The organism is Microbacterium sp. CFBP9034, assembly GCF_034045255.1.
GTDB lineage: Bacteria > Actinomycetota > Actinomycetes > Actinomycetales > Microbacteriaceae > Microbacterium.
The window spans coordinates 2,039,285-2,065,193 of the sequence record NZ_JAXCWC010000001.1 but is presented as its reverse complement, the minus strand read 5'-3'; the positions used below and the strand labels follow the sequence as shown (position 1 = coordinate 2,065,193).

Genomic DNA, 25,909 nt, shown 5'->3' with positions numbered 1-25,909 from the left:
CCCCGTCGGCCGGTCGGTCAGTCGGGTCTGCGCTGGTGACGCGCCTGCAGGATGAAACCGGCGATGAGGGCCGCGATACCCAGGACGAGGAGAGTCCAGAACCAGATGGTGAGCCCCACCAGGTAGCCGCAGTCTCTGTCAGACCCGCAGTCGCCATCGTCGACCCAGATGGCGATGGCGATGAAGACGAGCACACCGCCGGCGATCATCACGAGCGCCCACAGCTTCTGCATGGCGCACAACGTATCACCGAGCGGCTTTTGCGCGCGGCGGAGGCAGCCGACCCAGCATCCTGAGGTGGAGCATCGCTGAGAAGCGTGCGTCGGCATCGGCGAGGTCGATTCCCGACACCTCCGCGGCCCGCCGCAGCCGGTAGCGGAACGTGTTCGGGTGGACGAAGGAGGCCGCGGCGGCGGCACCGATGTCGCCGAAGTTGTCGAGCCAGGCCTGCAGGGTGTCGACGAGCCGGCCGTCCCCGCGGCGATCGTGCTCGACCAGCCGCCCGACGGGACCGCTCAACTCGTCGCCGCGAGCGGCGATGAGGTCGCGCAGCTCCAGGAGCAGGGACTCGGTCTGCACATCGGCGGCGCGGGCGACGCGGCGGCGCCCGGCGGTCGGGGCAGGCTCCCGCAGCACGCGCAAGACCCGCAGGGCAGCGGCACGCGAGCGAGCGATTCCGGTGATGTCGTCCGCGGGCGGACCCACGGCGACGACGGCGGGCATCCGGCTGCCCACGCGCTCGAGGAAATCTTCGACGACGCGCACCGACCGCTCCTCCGCGGCTTCTCCGGCGGCCGGGAGCAAGCCGTAGGCCGTGTCTCCGACGAGCGCCGTCGCCGACCCGTGCTGCACCGCGGACAGATGCACCGCGAGGGCATCGGTGAACCGCTCCCGCTCGGCGATCGTGAACTCATTCGGGTGCGGCGAGCCTGCCCGCGACTCCGACACGAGGGCCGCGGCGATGACGCACACGCGCTGGCCGGCGAGACTCAGACGGCCGAGGGCGTCTCCGGCGCCTGCTCCGCCTTCGAGCGCCGTGCCCACGAGCTCGGCGCGCAGGCGTCGCTGCACGTCGGCGCCGGCGCGGACACGCAGGAGATGGAGTGCCACGAGTTTCGCCGCATCCCGCAGCGTCGCCGTTCGCTCCGGGGTGAGAGGACCGTCCATCGCGGCCCAGATCGACCCCAGCACCTCGTCGCCCGCGCGGACGGCGATGGCGATGCGCTGCGTCGACACCCCTTCACCGAGTCGGATCGGGTCGACCACGACCGGCCGATCGTCGCGATAGAGGTCGCGGAACACGCCCATCTCGGTGAGGGCACGGGCATACCGCGCGGGCACCTGGCGGCCGATGATCGTCTCGGCGCGCGAGGCGTCGGCTTCCTCTTGACGCCCGGAGAAGGCGAGCACGCGGGACGAGCGGTCTTCGATCGTGATCGGGGCGTCGATGAGCGAGGCGATCGCATTCGCGACGGCGAAGAGGTCGCCGGACGGGAGGCCGCCGAGCGACTCGACCTGCGTCTCGCCGATGTCGTCCTCGGCGAGCAGCGAGCGCAGGAGCGCCGCGAGCTGGGTCCACGTCGCGCCGCGGGCGAGTCCCAGGACCGGGATGCCCTGCGCGTCGGCAGCGGCGCGGACGGCGTCCGTCACCTCGACGGGTGAACGGACCACGAGTGCCGTGACGTCGTGACCGCCGAGGTCGTCCAGCAGCGCGGCGAGGGCGGCCGCGCCCCGTGTGCCGACCCCGAGAACGATCGCGCCGGATGGATACACCGGTTCGTCGGCCGGATCGTGGATGACGACTCCGCCGACGTCACGATCGGGGTCGATGCGCCCGTGGGCGACCTCGAGGAGGGTGATGCCGAGGTCGTCGAGCACGCGTCCGAGGCTCGATCGAGCCAGTCCCCCCTCGCGGCCCGAACTCATGATGGGGAGCATAGCTTCAGACGGGAACCCACTCCACGGCGGTGGTCAGCTCGTCGAGGATCGCGGCGACGGGGGTCACGCCCAGACCCGGTCCGGTGGGCACGTCGAGGCGGCCGTCGCGCATCACGAACGGCTCGGTGATGTCCGTCTCGTAGAACCGCCCGCTCGCCGAGACGTCGCCCGGGAGCGTGAAGCCGGGGAGCGATGCGAGCGCGAGGTTCGCGGCGCGGCCGAGGCCCGACTCGATCATCCCGCCGCACCAGACCGGGATGCCGTGGGCCGTGGCGAGGTCGTGGATGCGGCGGGCCTCCAGGTAGCCGCCGACACGTCCCGGCTTGATGTTGATGACGCTCGTGGCGCCGAGACGGATCGCCGCCGCGGCCGTCTGGGCCGACGTGATCGACTCGTCCAGGCAGATCGGGGTCTTGACGACCTTGGCGAGCTCGGCGTGCCCGAGCACGTCCTCCTCCTCCAGCGGCTGCTCGATGAGGAGCAGGTCGAACGGGTCGAGCTTGGCGAGGTGGCGGGCATCCCCCAGGGTGTAAGCCGTGTTCGCGTCGACCTGCAGCAGCACGTCTCCGAATCGCTCGCGCACCGCGCGGACGACCTGGATGTCCCAGCCCGGCTCGATCTTGAGCTTGATGCGTGCGTAGCCCTCGTCGAGGTATCCCCCGACGGCATCGAGCAGCTGCGGCACCGACTCCATGATGCCGACGGACACTCCGCACGGCACGGAGTCGTGCACCGAGCCGAGCTCACGCGCGAACGAGCGTCCCTCGGCGCGCAGCTCGGCATCCAGCACCGCGGTCTCGAGGGCGGCCTTCGCCATGCGGTGCGCCTTGAACGGCTTGAGCACCTCTCCGATCGAGGTCGCGTCCGCGATTCCGGCCGCGGCGAGAGCCGGAATGAAGAAGCGCTTCATGACGTCGACGGCGCCGTCGGTGTACTCGGGCGAGTAGACGGGGTCAGGAAGCGTGACGCACTCGCCCCAGCCCTCCGCGGCATCCGTCACGGCTCTCACCAGCAGGATGTCGCGCGCCGTCTGCGTCCCGAAAGACGTGCGGAACGGCGAGACGAGCGGCATCGCCACCCGCCGAAGCTCGAAGCCCTCGACCTTCAACGGATGCCTCCGTCTGCGAGCCGCACGACGTACCCCGCGGACCGATCGAAGCCGACGACCTGCCCGCCGGCGCCGAGCAGCGCGGTGAACTGCTCACGCACGCGGCGCCGCCACAGCCGCGCGCTCGCGAGATCGTCGGCACGAAGCCGCTCGATGTCGGGCGGCACCGCGATGGCGACGTACCGGGGACCCGAGGCGTCGACGACGATCGGGTGCGCGGCCGCCGCGGCCTCGACCTCGCCGTCACGCAGCTCCCAGCGCACCAGCAGCCGGTCGGTCTCATCGTCGCCGTTGATCGCATCCCCCATCTCGCCGTAGAAGTTCGTCAGGTACTCCACGGGGCGCGCCCGGAGCTTCGCGACGTTGAAATGGGCGTTGCGGGCGACGAGCGGGTCGAACGTCCACTCGATCGCGTCGATTCCACGGGCGAGGGCCCAGCCGCGCTGATGCAGCTTCATGGCGAATCCGACCGAGCGACCGACGTGGGAAGCGGTGACCCCCGCGATGTGACTGTGCAGTGCACGTCGTTCGGGAGTCGAGTGGAACGCCACCGTCGCTCCGACGAGTTCGGAACCGGCGAACGCCCCCGCGATGTAGTTGCCCGCCTTTCCGAACGCGCGCAGCAGCTCGGGCGGCACCGGCGGATTGTCAGGGCTGCGTCCCCAGATGCTCGACAGCAGCCGGACGACCTCCGCCTGCTCCGAGATGCCGACGATCTCGCGCACCTCAACCCCGGCCGTCTGCGCCGCGCTCTCCGCGGCGGACACCGCGGTCGTGACGGCGGCGTCGGCGAACATCAGATCGGTCATGAGTCCCCCTGCTCATCGGCCGCGAGCTCGTGGATGAGCGCGGTCAGCAGTCGCGTGCGAGGGGCGAGCTCGGCGACGACGACGTGTTCGTGCTCGGCGTGGGCGCCCCCGCCGACGGCTCCCAGGCCGTCGAGGGTCGGCACGCCGATGCCGGCGGTGAAGTTCCCGTCGCTCGCACCCCCGACCGCGACGCCGTCCAACGGCGCCTGCCCGAGGCGCGCGGCATTCGCCTGCGCACGGAGGAAGAGGCTGGCGGATGCCGTGGCCTCGAGCGGCGGACGGTTGATGCCCCCGCGCACCTCGAGGACCGCGCCCGGAGTCACCGGCTCGAGCGCACGGAGTGCGGCATCCACCCGCTCCTGCTCGCCCGCGGTCCGCGCACGCACGTCGACCCAGAGCGACGCTCGCGCGGGGACGGTGTTGGTGGTGGAGCCGGACCCCGCGACGGTCGGGGTCACCGACGTGCCGATCGCGGGGTCCGCGAGCGAGGCCACCGCGAGCACCTTGTGGGCGAGCTCGACGGTCGCATTCACGCCCCTCTCGGGCTCGAGCCCCGCATGGGCTGCGAGCCCGTCCACCACCAGCTCGTAGAGCGAGACCCCCTTGCGCTCGAGCTTCAGGCATCCGCCATCGGCGGACGCCTCGAGCACGAGCACGGCGCGAGCCCCGCGAGCGGTGTCTTCGATGAGCTCCCGTGACCTCGGCGAGCCGATCTCCTCGTCGCCGGTCACCAGGATCGTGACGCCGTCCCGATCGGCGAGCCCCGCGACGGCGTGGAACGCCATCGCCAGCCCGGCCTTCATGTCGAAGCATCCCGGGCCGGAGAGGATCCCGTCGTGCACAGCGAACGGGATCCTCCCCAGCGTGCCGAGCGGCCACACGGTGTCGTGGTGCGCGAGCACCACCACCCGTGTCTCCGCCCCGAAGCGCCAGCGAAGATGCGTGACGCCGTCGACGACGATCCACTCCGGATCGCGGTCGAGGATCTCCCCCCCGATGGCCGCGACGGCGGCGGCGGAGCGCGCCACCGCGGCTCGATCGGCGGAGGGCGACTCGCACTCGACGAGGCGCCGGACAGTGCCGACGAGCGTGTCCGCCGTGACCTCGGCGGGGACGGTGATCATGCCGAGACCGCCACCTTCTCCAGCGTCTCCGCAGCGTCCTCCGTCGCCTCACCGGTCTCCGGCCCCGCAACCTCGCCCGAGATCTTCGGAGTCGCGCGGGCACCGAAGTGGACGTACTCCTCCCCCGTCGGCAGCGAGTAGAACGTGACGGTGATCCAGGTCTGCGTCCCGGGGGGGCGCACCGCGAAGAGGTGATCGTCGAGCGCGACGAGCGGGTATTCGTCGACCGGGTTCGGCTCGAGCTCGGCCAGCGGGCCGAGCAACGTGGTGCGCAGACGCGGCCCGTCCTCGGCCTGGAGCACCTCCATGCGCACGGAGGCGCGCTCGTACGTTCCGACGAACGGCGCGACGTCGACCTCGACCGGCGCGTCTGGGACCGCGACGGGATGCTTCATGTCGAGGCCCGACAGCTCCGCGAAGATCTCGCGATAGAGGTCCTCGTAGAAGTCGTGCGTGTGACCGCCGTTCGTGAGGAGCGTGACGGCGACCCCGGAACCGGGATGGATGCGGAGGAACGCCGCCTGTCCCAGCGTGTTGCCGTCGTGCCCGTACAGGCGCTCCCCGTTCCAGTCGAAGCGGATCCACCCCAGGCCCCAGGAGTCGCCGAGGATGTGCTTGTCGGGCACCTCAGCCTGGAACGCCTGCATCTCGGCGACGGTCTCCTCCCGCAGGATCCGGGTGCCGTCGGCTGCGACGCCGCCCGCCATGTGCAGGCGGGCGAACGCGAGGACATCCTCGGCGCGCGCCGTGATGAGCCCGGCGGGTCCGATTCCGCGCGGCAGCAGCCAGGCGGGCGTGACGATCTGATCGCCCTCGACGTCGACGTGCCCGACCGCCGCGCCATAGAGGATGGCGTCCTCCGGCAGCGTGACGGTGTGGGTCAGGCCGAGCGGCTGGTAGAGGAGCTCGCTCATCGCGGCATCCCACGTCTTGCCCGTGACGACCTCGATGATGCGCCCGAGGATCGAGTAGCCCGAGTTGCAGTACGACCACGTTGCGCCGAGCGGATGGTTCTTGCCGGCCGTGTCGAGCAGGTCGACGTACTTCTCGATGCAGTCGTCTCCGCGGCCGGTGTCGGTGAAGACGTCGCCGTCGAGGCCGCTCGTGTGGGTCAGGAGGTGCCGCACGGTGATCCCGTCGGTGAGCTCGTCGTCGCTCAGCCGGAACCCGGAGATGATGTCCTTGACCTTCGTGTCGAGCGCGATCCTGCCGTCGTCGACGAGCCGCATGACGACACTGGCGGTCCACACCTTCGAGATCGAGCCGATCTGGAAGATCGAGTCCTTCGTCACGGGCGCACCCGTGGCGATGTTCTTGTTCAGCGTGCCGTGGGCGGCGGTCACGACGTCGTCGGCGCGACCGTCGCTCAGCCTCAGGATGCCGAGCTGCGCGCCCGGCACCTTGTGCAGCGAGGCGAGCGCGTCGAGCCGGCGCTGCCAGTGTGCGGCGTCGATCGCCGCGGGGCGGGGGCCCGTGGCATCCGCCGCGTACTGCTCGACCCACTCCACCACACGGGTGTTGTAGTCGATCCGGTGGCTCGGGGTGCCCGTCAGCGGGAACAGGTGGCTGCCGTCGGGGTAGAGCACGAGTCGGGTCGGGATGCCCCGCTCACGCAGCGCGTAGTGCCACTGCTGCGCCTGCCCCACCGGGCATCGGACGTCGGCGCCGCCGTGCAGCACGAGCGTGGGCGTGTGCACCTGGTCGACCTTCGCGTACGGCGACATGGCGGCGAGGCGCTCGCGGTCTTCGGGCTTCCACGGCATCGCGCCGATCTCGAAGACGTTCATCAGGTGGGCCTCGTCGGTCGTCCCGCCCATGCTGGTCAGGTCGCTGACCACGCCACCCGCGACGGCGGCCGCGAATCGGTCGTCGCGGCTCGTGAGGTAGCAGGTCATGAATCCGCCGTAGCTGTAGCCGGTGAGCGCCAGGCGCTTCGGGTCGGCGGCGCCCTCGGCCACGAGCCGGTCGACCGGCTCGAGGAAGTCCTTGGCATCGACCTCGCCCCACCTGCCGTTGACGGCGGTGAAGAACTCCTCGCCGTAGCCGTCGCTGCCGCGCGGGTTCAGCATGAGGACGGTCCACCCTCGGGCCACCAGCTCCTGGTGGTACAGGTGCATGTCGTCGACGGCGCCGTTCCACGCGTTGTGCGGTCCGCCGTGCACGTCGACGAGCAGCGGGGACGGGCCCGCCGCGGGGTCGCGATCGGGGTCGCTCAGCAGCCAGCCCTGGACCGTGATCCCGTCGCTGATCTCGAACTCGCGCGACTCGCGGACGAAGAGCTCGACGTCGTCGGGCGCGGAGCCGTGGGCCGTCAGCACCTGTTCTTCGCCCGAGGCGAGGTCGAGGAGGACGATCTCGCCGAAGGACGTGGGCGTGGCGAGCGCGATGGCCGCGGCATCCCCCGCCACCGACAGCCCCGCGACCACGTTGCCGTCGCCGCCGTGCACGAGGCGCGGCCGGCCGCCCGCGAGCGGCACGGCGAACAGGTGCGTGCAGCCGCGGTCTCGCGCTGCGAAGACGACCTCGCCTGACCCGGAGACCTGCGGGACGCCGCCCGGATAGCCGGGACCGCCCGGCATGATGTTGCGGTCGAGGGATGCTGCGAGCTCGATGCTCTCGCCGGTCGCCACGTCGACGCGGTACAGCCGGGCGATGCCGGTGGGCTCGCCCTTCCAGCCGGCGACGACCATGCTGGTTCCGTCGGGCGTGTAGCCCACGGTCGCCGCCGCGCCGTCCGCGAACGCGACCACCTTCGCCGGCGCAGCCGGGTCGGCCGGGTCGATCACGTGCACGGCTGCGCGGAACGTGAGGTCGTCGACGCCCTTCGGCTTCGCCACGAAGGCGAGCCGCGAGGCGTCCGGCGACCACGCCGGGCTCGACGCGTGCGCGTCGGCGTCGGTGAGCTGCCGAACGTCACCGGACGCGACGTCGAGCACGTGGATCTGCATCCGCACGCCGCGGAGGAACCCTGTGCCGTCCGCCTGGTAGCCGACCTCGTCGATCACGACCGGGCCGCTGCCGCGCTTCGAGCGGTCGTCGTCCGACTCGCCGGCTCCCGCGAACAGGTCGACCGGGGCGGAGAACGCGATGGAGGTTCCGTCGGGGCTCCACACCGCGTCGCCGGCGGCGATCGGCAGGTGCGTGCGCTGCTCCGCCTCCCCGCCCGAGACGGGCAGGGTCCACAGCTGGCCGTCGCGCAGGAACGCGAGCGTCCCCCCATCGGGGGAGAAGACGGGCGCGCTGTCGGCCGCGCCCCGGGTGAGGCGCCGAGGTGCGTGCCCGCGCGCCGTCAGCCACAGCGAACTGGTGGGCCGGTCCGCGTCGAGGTCGATGCCTCCCAGCACGTACGCGACGCGGGTGCCATCGGGAGACAGCGTCGGCTGGCTCGGAACGGTGAGTGCGGCCAGGTCGTCGATACGCAGTCTGCGGGTCACAGGTGCTCTCCTTGCTCGATGGACGGAATCCGGCCGGGGATGGCGGCCAGGAGCTCTCTGGTGTAGTCGTGCTGCGGGTCGGCCAGCACGTCGGCGGTCGGGCCCTCCTCGACGATGCGTCCGCCGCGCATCACGGCGACACGCGATGCGACGTAGCGGACGACCGCGAGGTTGTGCGAGATGAACAGCATCGACAGCCCGAGCTCGGTCTGGAGCTCGCGCACCAGGTTGAGGATCGCCCCCTGGATCGAGACGTCGAGGGCCGAGGTGATCTCGTCGGCGATGAGCACTTCGGGTCGGCCGGCGAGCGCTCGGGCGATGGCGACGCGCTGCCGCTGACCGCCCGACAGCTGCGACGGGTAGGAGCCCGTCCGCGCGGGATCGATGTGCACGAGGTCGAGCAGACGCTCGACCTCGGCCCGCCGGCTCGCGCGGCTGAGCCCCTGGGGCAGGATCTCCGCGACGCTGGCGCCGATGGTCATGCGCGGGTCCAGGGACGAATACGGGTCCTGGAAGACCATCTGCAGCGGGCGGCGCCCGTGGCGCACGTCGATGGGCCGGCCGCCCAGGAGGATGCGTCCCTCCTGGACGGGGATGAGCCCGACCGCTGCGCGCGCGATGGTGGACTTGCCCGAGCCCGACTCCCCCACGAGACCCAGGACCTCGCCGTCGGGCACAGTGAGGCTCACGTCGTCCACGGCCGTCATCGCCGCACGGCCCGTGCCGAAGCGCACCGTGATCCCCTCGAATCGCAACTCGCTCATACGACGACCTCCTCGGTGTCGCGCGCCGGTTCGACGACACGAAGGGGCAGGGGCTCTCCGGCGTGCCAGCAGGCGACGCGGCTGCCCGCAGCATCCGTCACCAGTGCCGGGTCGACCACGCGGCAGTGCGCGTCGGCGAGCGGGCACCGTGCGGCGAAGGCGCATCCCTCCGGCACGTGCGCGGGGTCGACGGGACGGCCGGGAACCGTGGTCAGGGGCTTGCCGAGGTCGGTCTCCATGTGGGGCACCGCCGCGAGCAGGGCCCGGGTGTACGGGTGCCGCGCGTGAGCGAGCTGGGAGCTGGGGAGGTCCTCGACGATGCGTCCGGCGTACATCACCAGCACGCGGTCGCAGATCTCGGCGACAACCGACACGTCGTGGCTGATCAGCAGGATGGCGACATCCTCGTCGTCGCGGATCGCCTTGAGCAGGTCGAGCACCTGCTGCTGGACCGTGACATCGAGAGCCGTCGTCGGCTCGTCGGCGATGATGAGCTTCGGGCTGCCCATGAGCCCCATGCCGATCATCGCCCGCTGGCGCATGCCGCCCGAGAACTCGTGGGGATACTGCCTCGCCCGTTTCTCGGGCTCGGCGATCCGTACCGCTGCGAGGCGATCGACGGCCCGCGCGTGGGCCTGACGGCGGGTCATGCCGTGGTGGTGTCTGGAGACCTCGGCGAGCTGACCGCCCATTCGCTTGGTGGGGTTGAAGCTCGTCATCGGGTCCTGGAACACCATCGCGAGCGAGGTGCCGAGGAGGCGCCGGTGGTCGGCAGGATCGCCATCGAGCAGCTCGGTCCCCACGAAACGCAGGGTCTGGGCATCCACGACTCCCGGTTCTTCGACGAGCTGCGCGATCGAGAGGGCCGTCAGCGACTTGCCCGATCCCGACTCGCCGACGATGCCGACGACCTCGCCGGCCCGCAGCGAGAACGAGACGCCGCGCACGGGCGACACCGGGCCGTGCGCACCGGGGAACGTCACGGTGAGGTCGCGCACCGACAGCACCTCGTCGTCGGCGACGGCGACGGAGGACGTGACCGCCTTCCTGGGCTGCACCGCGGCGAGCTTCGCGACCACGCTGGTCGACTCCAGTCCGAGCGCGCGAGCGGCCGCCTCGCCCACGAGGTTGAAGGCGAGTCCGGCGATCACGACCGCCAGACCCGGGGCGAGCGCCGCGAAGGGATTGATGTAGATGCCGGACAGCCCCTCCATCATGAGGCGGCCCCAGTCGTACTCGGGGGGCTGCACGCCCAGGCCGAGGAACGAGAGCCCCGCGAACGCGAGCAGCGCACCACCGGCGCCGATCGTCGCGTTCACGATCAGCGGCTCGCCGATGTTGGGCATTATGTGGCGGAAGAGGACGCGGAACCGGCCGACCCCGCCGATGCGCGCGGCGGCGACGAAGTCGCGCCCGGCGATCCCCGCGACGAGGGTCTGGCAGAGGCGGCCGAATCCGGGAGCCCCGGCCAGACCGATCGCCATCGTCGCGCCGACCCAGCCGGTCCCGAAGATCACGGCGAAGAAGAGGGCGAGGAGCAGCGCGGGGAAAGCGACTGCGATTCCGACGAGCCACGTCACCGACCTTCCGGCGCGGCCGAGGAGGTACGGCGCGACGCCGAGGATCAGTCCCGCCGTCACGGCGACGAGCGTCGCCGTGAGCGCGAGCACGATCGACAGGCGCGTGGCGACGAGGACACGCAGCAGGAGGTCGCGCCCCAGGCCGTCCGTCCCGATCGGATGCTCGGCCGAAGGCCCGGCGAGGATGTTGTCGGTGTCGATCGCATCGGCCTGCTCGCCCCACAGGATCGGCGCGAAGATCGCGGTCAGCAGGACGATCGCCAGCAGCGTGGCGGCGGTCGCCCCGAGCGGGGTCGAGAGGGTGCGGCGCACGGCGCGCATGTCAGTTCTCCGCCACGGTCGTACGGGGATCGAGCGCGGCGAGCACCGCGTCGACGACCGTGTTGATGATGAGGACGCCCGCGCCGTAGACGAGGACCGTGGCCTGGACCATGGGGTAGTCCTTGGTCTGGATCGCCGAGACGATGGTCGAGCCGAGCCCCGGCCACGCGAAGACGTTCTCGACCAGGACCGTGCCGACGACGAGCGAGCCAAGGAGGAGCCCCGCAAGGGTGAGCGTGGCGGTCACGGCGTTCGGCAGCGCGTGGCTCATGTGGATCCGCCACGCGGGCAGGCGCTTCGCCCGCGCGGTGCGCACGAAGTCGGCGTCGAGCACGCCAAGCATCTCGACGCGGACGATGCGTGCGAGCACCGCCGCTGAGCCGAGCGAGAGCGCGATGACGGGGAGGATGTACGACTCGGGACCGCTGCGGCCGGCGATGGGCAGCCACCCGAGGGTCACCCCGAACACCGCGACCAGCGCCACTCCGAGGAGGAAGTCGGGAATCGCCGAGACGAAGATGCTCCCCGACGCGAAGCCGAGCTCGAGCTTGCGTCCCCGGCCCCGCCTCGTCGCCACGGCGACAGCGACGCCGATCGGCACCGAGACGACGATGGCGAAGAGGAACGCCAGGATGGCCAGGCTCGCGGTGGCGGGCAGCCGCACCGCGATCACGTCGGCGACCGGGAGCCCCGACTGGATCGAGGTGCCGAAGTCGCCCGTGAGGACGCCCTTGAGGTAGTCGACGTACTGCACGATCAGCGGGTCGTTCAGTCCGAGCGACTCGCGCTTCGCCTCGACGAGCTCGGCCGAGGCCGTGGGGCCGAGTGCCGCCCGGACCGGATCGCCCGGGATGAGGTGGATCATCAGGAAGGCCGCGGTCACCAGCACCCAGAGCGACACCAGCAGCCGCCCCGACCGTCGGGCGATGAACCGGAGCCAGCGATGATCGCGGGCGCGGCGCACCTCCCCCGTGGACAGGGCGACTGCTGACGTCATGACTGCGGGGTCCTTCCTGCGACGGTCGCCCGGCGCGCGCGGAGGTGGATGTCGGAGCTCAGCCCGCGATGACGCGGATGCTGGAGGGGATGATCGTGTCGATCATGGTGAACTCGGCGTTCTTGCCGAACGTGTGCACCCCGCTGTTGGCGAAGGGAACCACGTCCGCGGCCTGGAACAGCGCACTCTCGGCGGCGGCCCACGTATCGCAGCCCTCGGTGCCCGGGAGCGTCATGGCCTCGGCGACACCGGCGTCGTAGTCGGCATTCTCGATCCCCGCGAAGTTCGTGCCCTCGGGCGACGCCGGGCCCGAGACGAACCCGATGACCTGGTCGGGGTTGCTGACGTTCAGCGGCACCCACGCGATGTCCCAATCCCCCGTGCCGAAGAGTGCGCCGGTGAGAGTGGACGAGTCGTTCTGGGTGGCCGTCACCTGGACGCCGATCTCCTCCCACGTCTGGACCGCCAGCTCCGCACCGGAGGTGCCGCCCGCGCCGAGCGTGTTCGCGTAGAGGAACGAGAGCGCGAGCTTCTGGCCGTCCTTCTCGCGGACGCCGTCGGACCCTTCGGCCCAGCCTGCCTCCTCGAGCGCGGCCTTGGCCGCCTCGACGTCGGTCTCCGGCACGTTGCCGCTCACGGAGTCGTAGTCGCAGGCAGACGGGGGCACCACCGTGAGTCGCGTGGCCGGGCCGCCCGCGTCGCCGGTGACGACCTTCTGCAGCTCGCCGAGGTCGAGTGCCTGCGTCAGCGCCATGCGCACCGCGGGGTCGCTGGTGACGTGGCCGTCGTTCTGGTTGTACCACTGCTCGCCGAGCAGGGCCTCAACGGTCTGCGAGAAGAGGCCGGCGGCCTCGAGCCGCTGCGCGTCGGGTCCGACGATGGCGGCCGCGTTGACCTCGCCCGACATCACCAGGTTCGCCGCCGTCGTCTCATTGGGGATGATGCGGGCGACCACGGTGGCGGGCAGACCCTTCTCATCGGTGGTGGCGCCGCCGGGGCCCCAGGTGTAGTCCTCGTTGACCTCGTAGGTGTAGTGGTCGTTCTGCACCGCCTCGGTCAGCACGTACGGCCCCGTGCCGAGGGTCGCGCTCGTCAGCTGCGTGCGGTCGGCGAGCCCTGCCTCGCACACCATGGGCACATTCGACAGACCCTGGAGGACGAACGGCGCGGGACCGGCCAGTGTGATGGTCACCGTGCTGCCGTCCGCCGCCGTCGTCGCGCCGGCGGGGAAGAACGATCCGAGGAACGGGCTCTGGTTCGCGGGGTCGGAGACCCAGGCGAGGTTCTCCGCGGCCGTCTCCGCCGTGAACTCCGAGCCGTCCGAGCAGGTGATCCCGTCGTTGAGCGTCAGCGTGACGGTATCGCCCTCCAACGTCCACTCCTTGGCGAGCTGCGACTGGATGTCGCCGTTCTCGTCGAGCGAGACCAGGGCGTCGTAGGCAAAGGCGCTGAGCTGGAAGAGCGCACTCACGGCCGAGGCCTGCGGGTCGAGCGCGCCCGGGTCGGCGACCAGCGAGAGCGTGAAAGTGCCGTCTTCGACGTACTCCGATGCATCGCCGGTCGCACCCCCTCCGGTGCCTCCTCCGGCGCATCCGGCGAGGGCGGCTACGGCGACGATGGCCGTCGTGGCGGCCAGGGCTGGCCTCGTGAACGAGTTCATGCGGGTCTCTCTTCTGCTGGTCGGTGGTGCGGGGGGATGGCGCTGTGATGCGGTGGAGACAGAGCGGGACGCGATGCGCGGGGCGACGACGGGCGTCAGTCCGCGCGCGAGAGCGCCCGGCCGTAGTGGAGGTGCGTGCGGCGGCCGCGGTCGTCCTCGCCCAAGAAGGAGTACACGACGTGCATCTCCTTCATCGTCGGCTCGAGCGCGATGAGCGAGTCCGGGCCGAGACCGATCAGCTGAACGTGCTCGGGCTTCTGACCCATCTCGGCCATGATCCCCTTGGGTGTGCTGTCGAGCCAGACCGCGCCGTCCTCGTCGACGCTGATCGTCATGTCGAACGTCGAGTTCGAGTAGAACCCCAGGAGCGGCGCGGCGTCCACAGGGAACGCCTCCGCGGGAGGCTTCGGGAATCCGTGCAGCTCGACGCCCGAGGCATCCTTCACGATGGGCTTCACGACGTCGTCGAAGAGGCCCATCACGTCGCCGCCGTTGGTGAGCATCGCGACGACGAGGCCCGCATCGGGGATGACCCGGAGGAACGCCGACTGGCCGATGGTGCCGCCGTCGTGGCCGATCACGGTGGGGTCGCCGTCGACGAGGATCTCCCAGCCGAGGCCCCACGCATCCCCCATGCCGGTGAGGCGGGGCAGAGAGACCTGCTTCTCCTGCATGGCCCGCACGGATGCCTCGGACAGCACGCGGGTGCCGTCGGAGGCGACTCCGCCGTCGAGGTGCATCTGGGCGAACGTCACGAGGTCCCTCGGGCGCATGGCGAGCATCGACCCGGCCGGCTCGTTCGACTTGGCGAGCGCCCACACCGGCGCCGGAGTCTCCACCCCGTCTTCGCCGGGCCCCATGTGGCCGACCGCGGCACGGAACAGAATCGCCTCGTAGGCGCTCGGCGCGACGTGCGTGAGTCCGAGAGGGGCGACGAGATGCTCCATGAGCGCCGCCTCCCACGTCTTGCCGCGGAGCACCTCGACGAGGCGGCCGAGCACGCTGAACGCGGCGTTGTTGTAGGAGAAGAACTCGCCGGGCGCGAACACCTGCGGAAGGTCGGCGACGTGCTCGAGGTACTTCTCGATGGCGTCGTCGCCCCGGCCGGTGTCGGTGAACACGTCGCCCTCGAACCCGCCCATGTGGCTCAGCAGGTGGCGGGTGGTGATGGCGGAGGCGGATGCCTCGTCCGCGATCCGGAAGACCGGCAGGTACTGGCGCAGCGGCACGTCCAGGTCGAGCAGCCCGTCGTCGACGAGCTGCATGACGAGCGTCGTCGTCCAGACCTTGGTGACGGAGCCGATCTGGAACACCGAGTCGGGCGTCGCCTCGACCTGGGTCCTCGTGCTGAGCACGCCGGCGGCGGCATCGACGATCTCGCCGTCCTTGAGCACGGCGATCACGGCTCCTGGCACGCCGCGCTCGGCGACAAGACGGGCGAAATCGGTCTGGAGGAACGTGGCAATGTCTTCGGGGGTCCGCATTCCCTCACCCTAAGAACGACCGTGGTCGACGAGTTCGTAGGATCGGACAGACATCGGAGGACGATGTTGTTCTGCAGGACAAGTTTGCCTCCCGCCTCACCAGAAGGATGGACTGCAATGAGTACGACGATCCTCCGCGGTGGCCGCGTCATCGACCCCGCCGCTCGCACCGCGACCATCGCCGACGTCGTGGTGCGGGCCGGACGGGTCGAGTCGGTGTCGACCGAGCACGTCTCCATCGCCGACGCGACGATCGTCGACGTCACGGGGATGATCATCGGACCGGGTTTCGTCGATCTGCACAGCCACGTGCACTCCATCGCCGGTCAGCGGCTTCAGGCGTTCGACGGCGTGACGACGACGCTCGATCTCGAGGCCGGGCTCATGCCCATCGACGTCGCCTACGCCGAGGCTGCGGCAGCTGGGAGAGTGCTCAATTACGGCTTCTCCGCCTCCTGGGCCGATGCGCGCGGCCAGGTGCTGGCCGGTGTCACGCCGACCGCGCAGTTCCACGACTCCGCGGCGCTCCTGGGAATCGCGGAGTGGCAGCGCAGCTCCTCGCCGCGGGAACTCTCGGCGTGGCTGCGCTTGCTCGAGGGAGAGCTCTCCGCCGGCGCGCTCGGGATCGGCGTTCTGCTCGGCTACGCCCCGCGATCCGACCCCGCCGAGTACCTCGCCGTCGCCCGCCTTGCCGCTCGTGCAGGCGCGCCCACGTTCACCCACGTGCGGGAGATCGTCGAGCTCGACCCGACGACGCCTGTCGACGGGTCGCGCGAGGTCACGATCGCGGCGGCCGAGACCGGCGCCGCGATGCACCACTGCCACGTGAACAGCACGTCGCGACGACACGTCGATCGCGTCCTCGAGAACCTCGAATCGGCCCGCTCGGCCGGATCGCGCGTCACCCTCGAGGCGTACCCGTACGGCATGGGCGCCACCAGCGTCGGCGCCGCATTCCTCGCACCGGATCGCCTTCGTGCCACGGGCCTGTCACCGTCGAGCATCGTCATGCTCGGCAGCGGAGAGCGGATCGCCGACGAGCGGAGACTGGCCGAGGTCCGCGCCCTCGACCCCGCGGCGACCTGTTTCGTGGAGTTCCTCGACGAGCGGGATGAGGCGGACCGCGCCCGGCTGCGCCGCGCGCTCGCCTTTCCCGACTCGATCGTCGCGAGCGACGCGATGCCGGTCGAGTGGGAGGACGGCCGCACCGACACTCGCGAGTGGCCGCTGCCGGCCGGAGCGTCCACCCACCCGCGGACCGCGGGCACGTTCGCCCGCAGCCTGCGGCTCATGGTTCGGGAGCACGGGATGTGGGACTGGGTCGAGGCGTTCCGGCGCTGCTCGTACCTGCCGGCCCGAGTGCTCGACGAAGTGGCTCCCGCCATGAGGGCGAAGGGCCGGCTCGAGGCGGGGAGCGACGCGGACCTCGTGGTGATCGATCCCGCCGCGCTCACCGACAACGCCACCGCAGCCGACCCCGTGCGTGTGTCGAGCGGAGTGCGCCATCTCGTCGTGGGCGGCACCTTCGTCATCCGGAACGGCGAGCTCGACCAGAGCGCCTATTCGGGCAGGGCGGTGCGCGGCGAGCCCCGATGATCGCCGACATCGCGGTGCGCAGCAGCTCCCGCTTCTCGGCCGGAAGGCGGCGACTGCTTTACGCCCGAGCTGATAGAGAACTGGATCGAGTACAAGATCGAGAACGAGATCAAGCCGCTGGCCGCACGCCCGCACCCGTTCGAGTTCGAGCTGTACTACGGCGTTTGAGCCTGTTCAACCGCAAAAGGGCCCCGGGAGACCGGGGCCCTTTCGTCTGCACCGGGCCGGCTTGCGAACGGACGCCGCACCGGAGGGGTCAGCAACTGATCAAGACGTTGAACCAGTAGTTCGATGCATTCCCGGCGTTGTCGTCGATGTAGACGTAGGAGATGTTCGTCGACGTGTAAACGCTCGCGATGTATCCCGAGATGTCCGAGTTCGCTGTGCCGACGCAGACGCTGACGTCGCGATCCCACACGAGGGTGTAGGTTCCGGCGGAGTCGTTTGTCGCGGAGAGGAGCCGGCCCGACTGATCCAGCACCGCGCCCGAGGTGCTGATGTACGCCCACATCTGGGGCAGGTAGTACCCGTTGATGTCGAGGATGACGTCGGTCGACGCGTTGTAGTTCTTGACCGTGAGGTCGGTCCCTGCTCCGGGCCGCAGGGTCAGCGTCGTGCCCGCGCCGAGACTCTCCGAACCGTAGTACAGCACGTTCGCTCCAGGCTCCGCGACACCCGCCGGCCATGCCTTGATGCGGCCGGGTCCTGACGGATTGAGCGCGAGGACCGTTGCGGCGACTGCGACAGCACCCTCAGGGATGCCGCACCCGCCGGTGGTGCCACCCTGCGGCGCGAACCCGAACGTGCCGCCCACGTAGTACGACCGCGTTGTCCCGTTGCTGAACCGCCCTCCGCCGGAGCGGGTGTCGACCACGCGGCAGGGGGTGATGGCGACGTATTGCATCTCCGCGGCCGACGGACTGAGCACGGCGTTGGTACTGACATCGCCCTCGCTGCGCTTCGCGTCCGGGTCGGGGGGCTTGGGGTCCACAGCGGGCGCCAACGCCGGCGCCTGTGCTGACTGCGGCGCCGGAGCGGCCGCGGCACCGGCCGAGAAAGCCGCTACGACGAGCAGTGCTGCCGCCCCTGCGGCCGCGAAAGTATGAGTGAGACGAGACATGGCGTACCCCTAGATCGAGAACCGCGTCGATGCGGCGCGGAGCAGCCGAGCCGTAGCGCCTCCTTCAGCCCCAGCACCCCGGCATCGCCGATCATCCTCCCCTATTCGGGACCGCAAAAGCCCCCTGCGGCGTCGCTCCGCGCTGCCCTGCTCAGCCGTAGAAGAGCTTCTCGAAGATGCGTCGAGCCCGACGCGTCGTGCCGAGATAGTCCTCCTCGACCTGCGTCGCCGAGCGCGGGGGGTACTCGAGAAGGCGGCCGATCCCGTCGAGCCGCTTGCGGTCGACCGGAAGCACGTCGCTCGTCTGCCCGGACAGGAGCGTGTTCGCCGACCGCAGCCGGCTCGCCAGGCGCCACGCCTCGCTCAGCCGCTCCACGGCGAGCGACGGGACGAGGCCGGCGTCGCGCGCCGCGCGGAGCGCACCGAGGGTCGACGTCGTCCGCATCCCCGGGACGGCGTGGGCGTGCTCGAGCTGCAGCAGCTGCACCAGCCATTCCACGTCGCTGAGCGAACCCGGTCCGAGCTTGAGGTGACGCGCGGGATCCACGCCCTGGGGCAGGCGCTCACTCTCGACGCGGGCCTTGATGCGCCGGATCTCCCGAAGTGCCTGCTGGTCCACGGACGCGGGGTAGCGCACCTGGTCGGCCAGCTCCATGAAGGCCCGGTTGAGCTTCACGCTTCCCGCCACGCCACGGGCGCGGAGCAGGGCCTGAGCCTCCCACGACAGCGACCACCGGCGGTAGTACTCCGCGTACGAGTCCAGCGAGCGGACGATCGGGCCGCTGCGGCCTTCGGGGCGGAGGTCCGCGTCGAGGTCGAGCGGCACGCGGTGGTCCTCCGAATGCTTCCGGAGCGCGGCGACGAGCTTCACGGCGAGGTCATGCGCGCGCTGCGGATCGACGCTGTTCGCACGGTAGACGTACATCACGTCGGCGTCGGAGCCGAAGCCCAGCTCGCGGCCACCGAAGCGGCCCATCGCGATGACGGAGAAGTCCAGATCGTCGTCTTCGGGCGGCACGATCGTGGGGCGCACCGCTCGGAGGGTGGCCTGAATGGTGACGTCGGTGATCGTGGTGAGCGCCTCGGCGAGCTCCTCGATCGTGACCGTCCCGATGATCGCCGACATCGCGGTGCGCAGCAGCTCCCGCCGGCGCAGTCCTCGGACCGACCGCATGGCGTCTTCGACGGAGCCGTGACGCGCCTGGATCGCACGCGCCTCCTGCTGCAGGGCGACACCCGAGCGCGGTCGCAGCAGCTCGCCGTCGTCGAGCCACGCGGCGGACTCCGGGATCCACTCCATGAGCTCCCCGATGTACCGCGAGCCCGACAGCACCCGGGTGAGGCTCTCAGCCGCAGCGGACGAGTCCCGCAGCATCCGCAGGAACCAGGGGGTGTCCCCCAGCCGCTCGCTCAGCCGGCGGAACGCCAGCAGCCCGAAGTCGGGGTCGACGCCGTCGGCGAACCACCTGATCATCACGGGCATGAGGTGGCGCTGGATCGTCGCCTTGCGGCTGAGCCCGCTCGTCAGCGCGGCGATGTGCCGCAGGGCGCCCGCGGGGTCGGCGAATCCGATGGCCGCGAGACGGTCATGCGCCTGCGCGGTGGACAGCACCCGCTCCTCGGCCGGAAGCGCGGCGACTGCCGAGAGCAGGGGACGATAGAACAGCCGCACATGGATGTCGCGGACCTCGCGCTTGACCGACTCCCACAGCTCCCACACGCCGTCGGCCGTGTCGACGAGACCCGTGGCGCGCGCCAGAACCCGCCGCTCCTCGGGCCGCTCCGGCATCAGATGCGTGCGTCGGAGATGGCGAAGCTGCACCCGGTGCTCGAGCAGGCGCAGCACCCGGTAGTCCCGCGAGAAGGCGGCGGCGTCGGACCTGCCGATGTAGCCCTCGGCGACGAGGGCGTCGAGCGCTTCCAGCGTCCCCCGCTGACGGATGCGGTCGTCGGACAGGCCGTGCACGAGCTGCAGCAGCTGGACGGTGAACTCGATGTCGCGGATCCCGCCGGGGCCGAGCTTCAGCTGGTACGGCACCTCGGCGGCCGGAATGTGCTCGGTGACGCGCTCGCGCATGCGCTGCACGCTGTCGACGAAGTTCTCGCGCGCCGCGCTCGTCCACACCTTCGGCTGCACCGCGGCGACGTACGCCTCCCCGACCTCGACATCGCCGGCGATGTGGCGCGCCTTGAGGAGCGCCTGGAACTCCCAGCTCTTCGCCCAGCGCTGGTAGTAGGCCAGGTGGGACTCCAGCGTCCGGACGAGCGCTCCCTGCTTCCCCTCGGGCCGGAGGTTGGCGTCGACCTCCCACAGCGGCGGCTCGGCCTCGATGCCCGAGATGCCGCGCATGGTCTGCACCGCCAGGCGTGTCGCGATGTCGACGACCCGGCTCTCGCTGATGGGCTCCGGCGCGTTCTCGTCGCCCCCGGCGACGAAGATCACATCCACGTCGCTGACGTAGTTCAGCTCCCTCGCGCCGGTCTTTCCCATGCCGATGACGGCCAGCTTCGCCTGCGCGACCTCCTCGCGGGGGAACAGGCCTGCTCCGGCGGCCCCGCCCGACACTCGAGTACGCGCGACGGCGAGGGATGCCTCCAGCGCGGCGCCCGCGGCATCCGCCAGTCGTGCCGCCACCGGCGCCACCTGGTCCACGGCGGAGGCGCTCAGAAGGTCGAAGGCGGCGATGCGGGCCAGCATCCGCCGATAGCGCACGCGGAGGGCGACCCACGCGGACTCGTCGCCGACGGCCGCGAACCCGTCGACCGCTCCGACGGAGTCCAGCAGCGCATCGCGCAGCTCACCCGAGGACGGGAGCGAGAGGCCTGCCCCGGCGAGGTGGGCCAGTTCGCCCGGCTGGCGGAGGAAGAAGTCCGCGAACCCCGTAGAAGCGCCCAGGAGCGCCCACAGCGACTTCCAGCCGCGCGCGTCGCCCGAGAGGCTCTTGACCGCCGCGGCGTCCCGGCGCGCGATGCGGGCGAGCGCGCCGAGTGCTTCGTCGGGATCCGCCGCGATCGCGGCGCCCGAGATCAGCACGTCGCGCGGGAGCGCGGCATCCGCCTCGAGTTCGGCGAGGAGCGCGTCAGCGTCGCGGAGGCGGCTGAAGCCGAGGCGCGCGAGAAGGGTGAGAGAGCTGGACCGTTCGCTCGCGGACATGCGACGGCTGACGGATCAGAGCATCTCGAGATTGCTCTTGAGCTCGAACTGGGTCACCTGCGAGCGGTATTCCTGCCACTCGCGGCGCTTGTTGAGCAGCACGTAGTTGAAGACCTGCTCCCCGAGCGTCTCGGCGACCAGCTCGGACTCCTCCATGTACTCCAGCGCGTGATCGAGGCTCGCGGGCAGGGGCGCGTAGCCGAGCGCGCGGCGTTCGGCGTCCGTGAGCGACCAGACGTTGTCCTCGGCCTCCGGCGGCAGCTCGTAGCCCTCTTCGATGCCCTTGAGACCTGCCGCGAGCATGAGCGCGTAGGCGAGGTAGGGGTTGGCGGCGGAGTCGAGGGCACGGTACTCGACGCGCGAGGACTGGCCCTTGCTGGGCTTGTACATGGGGACGCGCACGAGCGCGGAGCGGTTGTTGTGGCCCCACGTGATGAAGCTGGGCGCTTCGTCGCCGCCCCACAGCCGCTTGTACGAGTTGACGAACTGATTGGTCACCGCTGCGATCTCGTTCGCGTGGCGGAGAAGCCCCGCGATGAACTGACGGCCCACCTTCGAGAGCTGGTACTGCGCGCCCTCTTCATAGAACGCGTTCACGTCGCCCTCGAACAGCGACATGTGCGTGTGCATGCCGCTGCCGGGCTTCCCGCCGAGGGGCTTGGGCATGAACGTCGCGTACACGCCCTGCTCGATCGCCACCTCCTTGACGACGGTGCGGAACGTCATGATGTTGTCGGCCGTCGCCAGGGCGTCGGCGTACCGCAGGTCGATCTCGTTCTGGCCCGGCCCGCCCTCGTGGTGGCTGAACTCCACCGAGATGCCGAGGTCCTCGAGCATGCGCACGGAGCGGCGGCGGAAGTCGTGCGCCGTGCCCCCGGGGACGTTGTCGAAATAGCCCGCCGAGTCGACCGGCTCGGGGCCGTCGGCGCCGAAGGACGACGACTTCAGCAGGTAGAACTCGATCTCGGGGTGCGTGTAGAACGTGAACCCAGCGTCGGCGGCCTTCGCGAGGGTGCGCTTGAGGACGTGCCTCGGATCGGCCACGGCGGGCTGCCCGTCGGGCGTCGTGATGTCGCAGAACATGCGCGCGGTCGGGTCGATCTCGCCGCGCCACGGCAGGATCTGGAACGTCGTGGGGTCGGGGTGCGCCAGCAGGTCGGACTCGTACGAGCGCGTCAGTCCTTCGATGGCGGAGCCGTCGAAGCCGAGGCCCTCGCTGAACGCTCCTTCGACCTCGGCCGGGGCGATGGCGACCGACTTGAGGGTGCCGATGACGTCGGTGAACCACAGCCGGACGAACTTCACTCCCCGTTCCTCGATCGTCCTCAGAACGAAGTCACGCTGCTTGTCCATCGCATCCTCTCCGGGGTGCCCGATCCGGCCGTAGCCAGACTACTGGTCGTCGCGAGCCTCACCGGACGCCCCACCGCCGCCCCAGGAGTCGTCGCGGGCTTCGTCCTCGGCCCAGGCACGCGACCGGGCGCGCAGGATCTCAGGGGCATTCGCCGCTTCTTCGGGAGTCTCGAACGGGCCCGCACGATCGATCGCCGGCGACTCGTAGCCCTTCTCGACCCCACCCGTCTTGAAGTTGTACCAGTACTTCTCGCTGTCGCTCGTCACGGTGTGCTCCTCGGAGTCCGATCGGCCGGCGGTGGCCTCGGCTCGATCCTACTGACGGCTTCGACCCGCTGGCGCCCGGCCGGCTGGATAGGGTGGGCGCATGGCTTCTCAGGCGACACGCGCCGTCGGCGTGGACATCGGCGGCACGGGGATCAAGGCAGGACTGGTCGATCTCGAGCGCGGCCAGCTCATCAGCGATCGCATCAAGGTCGCGACGCCCGCCGGCGCCGAACCCCAGGACGTGCTCCGCGCCGTCACCGAGGTGCTCGCGACGCTCGGGGTCACCGGCGACGCGATCCCGCTCGGTGTCGCGTTCCCGGCCATCGTGAAGAGAGGTCGCACGCTGTCCGCGGCAAACGTCTCGGAGAAGTGGATCGGATTCGAAGCCGAGAAGTTCTTCGAAGAAGGTCTCGGCCGTGACATCCATTTCGCGAACGACGCCGACGTCGCCGGCGTCGCGGAGGTCCGCTACGGGGCGGCGAAGGACAAGCCCGGCCTCACCATCCTGACGACGCTCGGCACCGGGATCGGCTCGGCGCTGCTCTACAACGGCGTTCTCGTTCCCAACTCCGAGCTCGGCCACGTCCATCGTGCGAAGCACAAGAAGGATGCCGAGGCCTACGCCGCATACTCCGCCATGGAGCGCGAGGCCCTGACGTGGGAGCAGTGGGCGGCGCGACTGCAGTGGTACTACAGCCACATCGAGTTCCTCTTCAGCCCCGACCTCTTCGTGGTGGGCGGCGGCGTCTCCAAGCACGCCGATCAGTTCCTGCCGCTGCTGAAGCTCAACACGCCGATCGTGCCCGCCGTGCACCGCAACAACGCGGGAATCATCGGGGCCGCCGCGCTCGCGCTCGGCTGAGCCCGGACCGAGAGGGCGAATGGGCCGGCCTGTACGCCGGGTTCTGTCCGGGGGCCGAAGCCCCGTGGACGGTCATCTCTCTCGGCGACACGTTGCCGTGCCGCTCTAGCGGCCTACCCGAGGACTCGGCGAGCCGCGTCAGCATCCTCTGTCTGGCCTTGCTCCGGGCGAGGTTTACCTTGCGGGTCGTCTCGCGACGACCCCGGTGGTCTCTTACACCGCCGTTTCACCCTTACCGCGGCCGAAGCCGCGGCGGTCTCTTTTCTGTGGCACTGTCTCGCGGATCACTCCGGGTGGGTGTTATCCACCGCCCTGCCCTGTGGAGCCCGGACGTTCCTCGGCGCGAAGCGGCGAACCGCTCGCGACGCGACCGTCCAGCCGACCCATTCGCGTGTCGATTCTAGTCGCGCAGCGGATGCCGCGGACTCAGGTCTTCGACGCGGTATCGGTGATGTGCACGTCGAGACGGAAGTCCACCGGGAAGTCGCCGAAGAGCAGGCGGCCCGCGGCGGCCGCGGCATCCGTCACCGCCTGCGCGGCCGTCTCGGCCAGCGACTCCGGAGCATGCACGATGACCTCGTCATGCAGGAAGAAGGCGAGGTGCGGGCGCCGCCCGAACACCGGGCCGGAACGACCCGACGCGTGCTCCTCGGGCAGCGGCGGCAGCTCGTAGAGCCGTGCGCGCAGGTCGGCGAGCCACGCCAGCGCCCACTCCGCCGCGGTGCCCTGCACCACGAAGTTGCGGGTGAACCGGCCGCGGTCGCGCGCCCAGCGACGCGCGCGGGTCTCGTCGGCCCCGGATGCCTCGGCCTCGGTGGCCCGTGACTGGGCGCCCGCCCAGACCTCCGAGGGCGGCGGCGAGGTGCGGCCGAGCCAGGTCGACACGTCACCGCCGTCCTCGCCGATCCGCGCCGCGTCGTCGACGAGCCCCATCGCCCTCGGGTACGCCCGGCGAAGCCGCGGCACGAGTCGTCCCGACTCCCCCGTCGTCGCGCCGTACATCGCCCCGAGCAGAGCGATCTTCGCCTCCTGCCGCGTGGCGACGGCGCCGCTGTCCACGATCCCGGCGTAAAGGTCGCGCCCGCGCGCGGCGGCCGCCAGCACGGTGTCGCTCGACATCGCCGCTAGCACGCGCGGCTCGAGCTGCGCCACGTCGGCCACGACGAGCTTCCAGCCCGGGTCGGCGCGCACCGCCTCGCGCAGCTGGCGCGGGAGCTGGAGCGCGCCGCCGCCCGAGGAGGCCCAGCGTCCGGTCACCACGCCGCCCGGGATGTACACGGGCCGGAAGCGCCCGTCGCTCACCCATTCCTCCAGCCAGGCCCAGCCGTTGGCCGACAGCAGTCGCGAGAGCTTCTTGTACTCGAGGAGCGGCTCGATGACCGGATGCTGCTGCTCGGCGAGCTCCCAGCGACTGGTGGACTCGACCAGGACCCCGACGCGGTGCAGGGACCGCAGCAGCTTCGGCTGCGAATCGAGGCTGGCCGCAGGGTCGCCCAGCGCGTCGCGGACCCTCGCCGCCGCGGCGGCGAGGCGCGAGGGCTGTCCGCCTCCCACAGGGCGTTCGCCGAGCGTCTCGACGAGGATGCGATCGTGCTCCGACTCGTCCCAGGGAAGTCCGGCCGCCCGAAGCTCTTCCGCCACGAGCGCGCCGGCCGACTCGGCGGCGACGAGCAGCCGCAGGCGCGACGCATCCGACGATCCCACGACGGCCGAGCGCTGCCGCGCGAACTCCGCGACGGCCTCGTCCAGATCTGCGGGCGGACCGGCCGGAGTCGAGCCTTCGTCGAGATCGAACAGGGTCGCCGCCTGCTCCGGTGTCGCGACGTGGGGCGCGGCATCCCATCCGCTCGGCTCGCGCACGGGGGCGTCGTCCTCGACCAGCGCCGAGGCCCGAAGGATCGCGTGGCAGAGCCGCAGGTCGTGGCAGCGCGCGACCCGCACCCCCGCCGCCAGGAGCGCGGGGTACCACTGCGGCGCGTCGTGCCACACCCACCGCGGCGCCGCCGTCCGCTCCCGCTCGGCGACCCACGCGGACAGGGCGGACGCCGCGATCGGGTGGCGCTCCGTCTCAGCACCCTCGGCATCGAGAAGGGCGGCGGCGACCCCGTCGTCCGTCCGGCCGAGGACGATCCACGCCACATCGTCGGCCAGTTCGACGCTCGAACCCATGCCGATCAAACTAAGCCACGAGCCGGACATCGGCGGAGTTCGCGCTCATCTCAGGCGTATGACGCCGTGTTCCGCCCCAGTGCATAGCCCTCCATGCTATGTATCGACTATGCGGTAGGGTGTGGGGGTCGCGCTGCGGCATCCACGAGGGCGTTCACATGGGTGGGCC

The 25,909-nt window shown here is 70.8% G+C and carries 18 protein-coding genes and 1 other RNA gene; 2 read left to right on the top strand and 17 right to left on the bottom strand.

The window, feature by feature from the left end; genetic code table 11:
* Positions 1–17: 17 nt before the first annotated feature.
* The 11 genes from SOM19_RS09465 to SOM19_RS09415 all read right to left on the bottom strand — a co-directional run bounded on the left by SOM19_RS09465 (position 18) and on the right by SOM19_RS09415 (position 15,219).
* Positions 18–233 carry a hypothetical protein gene (locus SOM19_RS09465; protein ID WP_320486268.1) on the bottom strand — a complete coding sequence of 72 codons (216 nt, stop codon included), beginning with the start codon at positions 231–233 and terminating at the stop codon, positions 18–20.
* Between the two features lie 13 nt (positions 234–246).
* A complete protein-coding gene (locus SOM19_RS09460; protein ID WP_320486267.1) occupies positions 247–1,926 on the bottom strand; it encodes a PucR family transcriptional regulator in 1,680 nt (559 codons plus the stop codon).
* A 16-nt stretch (positions 1,927–1,942) separates the two neighbouring features.
* The gene (gene menC / locus SOM19_RS09455) at positions 1,943–3,046 is read right to left on the bottom strand and encodes an o-succinylbenzoate synthase (RefSeq protein ID WP_320486266.1); all 1,104 of its coding nucleotides are present in this window, start codon (positions 3,044–3,046) and stop codon (positions 1,943–1,945) included.
* Positions 3,043–3,855 carry a GNAT family N-acetyltransferase gene (locus SOM19_RS09450; protein ID WP_320486265.1) on the bottom strand — a complete coding sequence of 271 codons (813 nt, stop codon included), beginning with the start codon at positions 3,853–3,855 and terminating at the stop codon, positions 3,043–3,045. Before SOM19_RS09450 ends, menC begins: the two co-directional genes overlap by 4 nt.
* Positions 3,852–4,979, bottom strand: coding sequence for a M20 family metallopeptidase (locus SOM19_RS09445; protein ID WP_320486264.1), 1,128 nt, complete (start codon positions 4,977–4,979; stop codon positions 3,852–3,854). Before SOM19_RS09445 ends, SOM19_RS09450 begins: the two co-directional genes overlap by 4 nt.
* Positions 4,976–8,413 (bottom strand): serine hydrolase, encoded by a 3,438-nt coding sequence (locus tag SOM19_RS09440; RefSeq protein ID WP_320486263.1) that lies wholly within the window; start codon positions 8,411–8,413, stop codon positions 4,976–4,978. Before SOM19_RS09440 ends, SOM19_RS09445 begins: the two co-directional genes overlap by 4 nt.
* Entirely contained in the window at positions 8,410–9,177 is a 768-nt protein-coding gene (locus SOM19_RS09435) for an ABC transporter ATP-binding protein (RefSeq protein WP_320486262.1), read from the bottom strand. The genes SOM19_RS09440 and SOM19_RS09435 overlap by 4 nt, the downstream gene beginning before the upstream one ends.
* Complete coding sequence (locus SOM19_RS09430) at positions 9,174–11,078, bottom strand: dipeptide/oligopeptide/nickel ABC transporter permease/ATP-binding protein (RefSeq protein ID WP_320486261.1); 1,905 nt, start codon at positions 11,076–11,078, stop codon at positions 9,174–9,176. Before SOM19_RS09430 ends, SOM19_RS09435 begins: the two co-directional genes overlap by 4 nt.
* Before the next feature lies 1 nt (position 11,079).
* On the bottom strand, positions 11,080–12,075 hold the full coding sequence (locus SOM19_RS09425) for an ABC transporter permease (RefSeq protein ID WP_320486260.1): 996 nt from the start codon (positions 12,073–12,075) through the stop codon (positions 11,080–11,082).
* Between the two features lie 58 nt (positions 12,076–12,133).
* Positions 12,134–13,735, bottom strand: a complete 1,602-nt coding sequence (locus tag SOM19_RS09420) for an ABC transporter substrate-binding protein (protein WP_320486259.1) — start codon at positions 13,733–13,735, stop codon at positions 12,134–12,136.
* 95 nt (positions 13,736–13,830) lie between these two features.
* Positions 13,831–15,219 (bottom strand): serine hydrolase domain-containing protein, encoded by a 1,389-nt coding sequence (locus SOM19_RS09415; RefSeq protein WP_320486258.1) that lies wholly within the window; start codon positions 15,217–15,219, stop codon positions 13,831–13,833.
* 117 nt (positions 15,220–15,336) lie between these two features.
* Between SOM19_RS09415 and SOM19_RS09410 the strand changes: the two genes are divergently transcribed.
* A complete protein-coding gene (locus tag SOM19_RS09410; protein ID WP_320486257.1) occupies positions 15,337–16,815 on the top strand; it encodes an amidohydrolase family protein in 1,479 nt (492 codons plus the stop codon).
* Between the two features lie 256 nt (positions 16,816–17,071).
* Here SOM19_RS09410 and SOM19_RS09405 read toward each other — a convergent pair whose 3' ends face one another.
* The 4 genes from SOM19_RS09405 to SOM19_RS09390 form a co-directional block, all read right to left on the bottom strand.
* Positions 17,072–17,935: a hypothetical protein gene (locus SOM19_RS09405; protein WP_320486256.1), complete on the bottom strand. Its 864-nt coding sequence runs from the start codon at positions 17,933–17,935 to the stop codon at positions 17,072–17,074.
* Between the two features lie 151 nt (positions 17,936–18,086).
* Positions 18,087–21,089 (bottom strand): bifunctional [glutamine synthetase] adenylyltransferase/[glutamine synthetase]-adenylyl-L-tyrosine phosphorylase, encoded by a 3,003-nt coding sequence (locus SOM19_RS09400; protein WP_320486255.1) that lies wholly within the window; start codon positions 21,087–21,089, stop codon positions 18,087–18,089.
* A 15-nt stretch (positions 21,090–21,104) separates the two neighbouring features.
* On the bottom strand, positions 21,105–22,442 hold the full coding sequence (gene glnA, locus SOM19_RS09395) for a type I glutamate--ammonia ligase (protein ID WP_320486254.1): 1,338 nt from the start codon (positions 22,440–22,442) through the stop codon (positions 21,105–21,107).
* 39 nt (positions 22,443–22,481) lie between these two features.
* Positions 22,482–22,709, bottom strand: coding sequence for an SPOR domain-containing protein (locus tag SOM19_RS09390; RefSeq protein ID WP_320486253.1), 228 nt, complete (start codon positions 22,707–22,709; stop codon positions 22,482–22,484).
* 100 nt (positions 22,710–22,809) lie between these two features.
* On the opposite strand from SOM19_RS09390, the gene ppgK reads away from it, so the two are divergent.
* Positions 22,810–23,571, top strand: a complete 762-nt coding sequence (ppgK, locus tag SOM19_RS09385) for a polyphosphate--glucose phosphotransferase (RefSeq protein ID WP_320486252.1) — start codon at positions 22,810–22,812, stop codon at positions 23,569–23,571.
* A 16-nt stretch (positions 23,572–23,587) separates the two neighbouring features.
* Here the strand turns inward: ppgK and rnpB are convergent.
* Positions 23,588–23,957, bottom strand: an RNA gene (gene rnpB, locus SOM19_RS09380) — RNase P RNA component class A.
* 40 nt (positions 23,958–23,997) lie between these two features.
* Positions 23,998–25,740 carry a bifunctional 3'-5' exonuclease/DNA polymerase gene (locus SOM19_RS09375; protein WP_320486251.1) on the bottom strand — a complete coding sequence of 581 codons (1,743 nt, stop codon included), beginning with the start codon at positions 25,738–25,740 and terminating at the stop codon, positions 23,998–24,000.
* Positions 25,741–25,909: the final 169 nt, after the last annotated feature.

Excerpts from the sequence above, each read along its gene's own strand:
- SOM19_RS09465 (WP_320486268.1), bottom strand. The coding sequence starts at position 233 with ATGCAGAAGCTGTGGGCGCTCGTGATGATCGCCGGCGGTGTGCTCGTC.
- SOM19_RS09460 (WP_320486267.1), bottom strand. The coding sequence starts at position 1,926 with ATGAGTTCGGGCCGCGAGGGGGGACTGGCTCGATCGAGCCTCGGACGC.
- SOM19_RS09450 (WP_320486265.1), bottom strand. The coding sequence starts at position 3,855 with ATGACCGATCTGATGTTCGCCGACGCCGCCGTCACGACCGCGGTGTCC.
- SOM19_RS09445 (WP_320486264.1), bottom strand. The coding sequence starts at position 4,979 with ATGATCACCGTCCCCGCCGAGGTCACGGCGGACACGCTCGTCGGCACT.
- SOM19_RS09435 (WP_320486262.1), bottom strand. The coding sequence starts at position 9,177 with ATGAGCGAGTTGCGATTCGAGGGGATCACGGTGCGCTTCGGCACGGGC.
- SOM19_RS09430 (WP_320486261.1), bottom strand. The coding sequence starts at position 11,078 with ATGCGCGCCGTGCGCCGCACCCTCTCGACCCCGCTCGGGGCGACCGCC.
- SOM19_RS09425 (WP_320486260.1), bottom strand. The coding sequence starts at position 12,075 with ATGACGTCAGCAGTCGCCCTGTCCACGGGGGAGGTGCGCCGCGCCCGC.
- SOM19_RS09420 (WP_320486259.1), bottom strand. The coding sequence starts at position 13,735 with ATGAACTCGTTCACGAGGCCAGCCCTGGCCGCCACGACGGCCATCGTC.
- SOM19_RS09415 (WP_320486258.1), bottom strand. The coding sequence starts at position 15,219 with ATGCGGACCCCCGAAGACATTGCCACGTTCCTCCAGACCGATTTCGCC.
- SOM19_RS09410 (WP_320486257.1), top strand. The coding sequence starts at position 15,337 with ATGAGTACGACGATCCTCCGCGGTGGCCGCGTCATCGACCCCGCCGCT.
- SOM19_RS09405 (WP_320486256.1), bottom strand. The coding sequence starts at position 17,935 with ATGTCTCGTCTCACTCATACTTTCGCGGCCGCAGGGGCGGCAGCACTG.
- SOM19_RS09400 (WP_320486255.1), bottom strand. The coding sequence starts at position 21,089 with ATGTCCGCGAGCGAACGGTCCAGCTCTCTCACCCTTCTCGCGCGCCTC.
- glnA (WP_320486254.1), bottom strand. The coding sequence starts at position 22,442 with ATGGACAAGCAGCGTGACTTCGTTCTGAGGACGATCGAGGAACGGGGA.
- ppgK (WP_320486252.1), top strand. The coding sequence starts at position 22,810 with ATGGCTTCTCAGGCGACACGCGCCGTCGGCGTGGACATCGGCGGCACG.
- SOM19_RS09375 (WP_320486251.1), bottom strand. The coding sequence starts at position 25,740 with ATGGGTTCGAGCGTCGAACTGGCCGACGATGTGGCGTGGATCGTCCTC.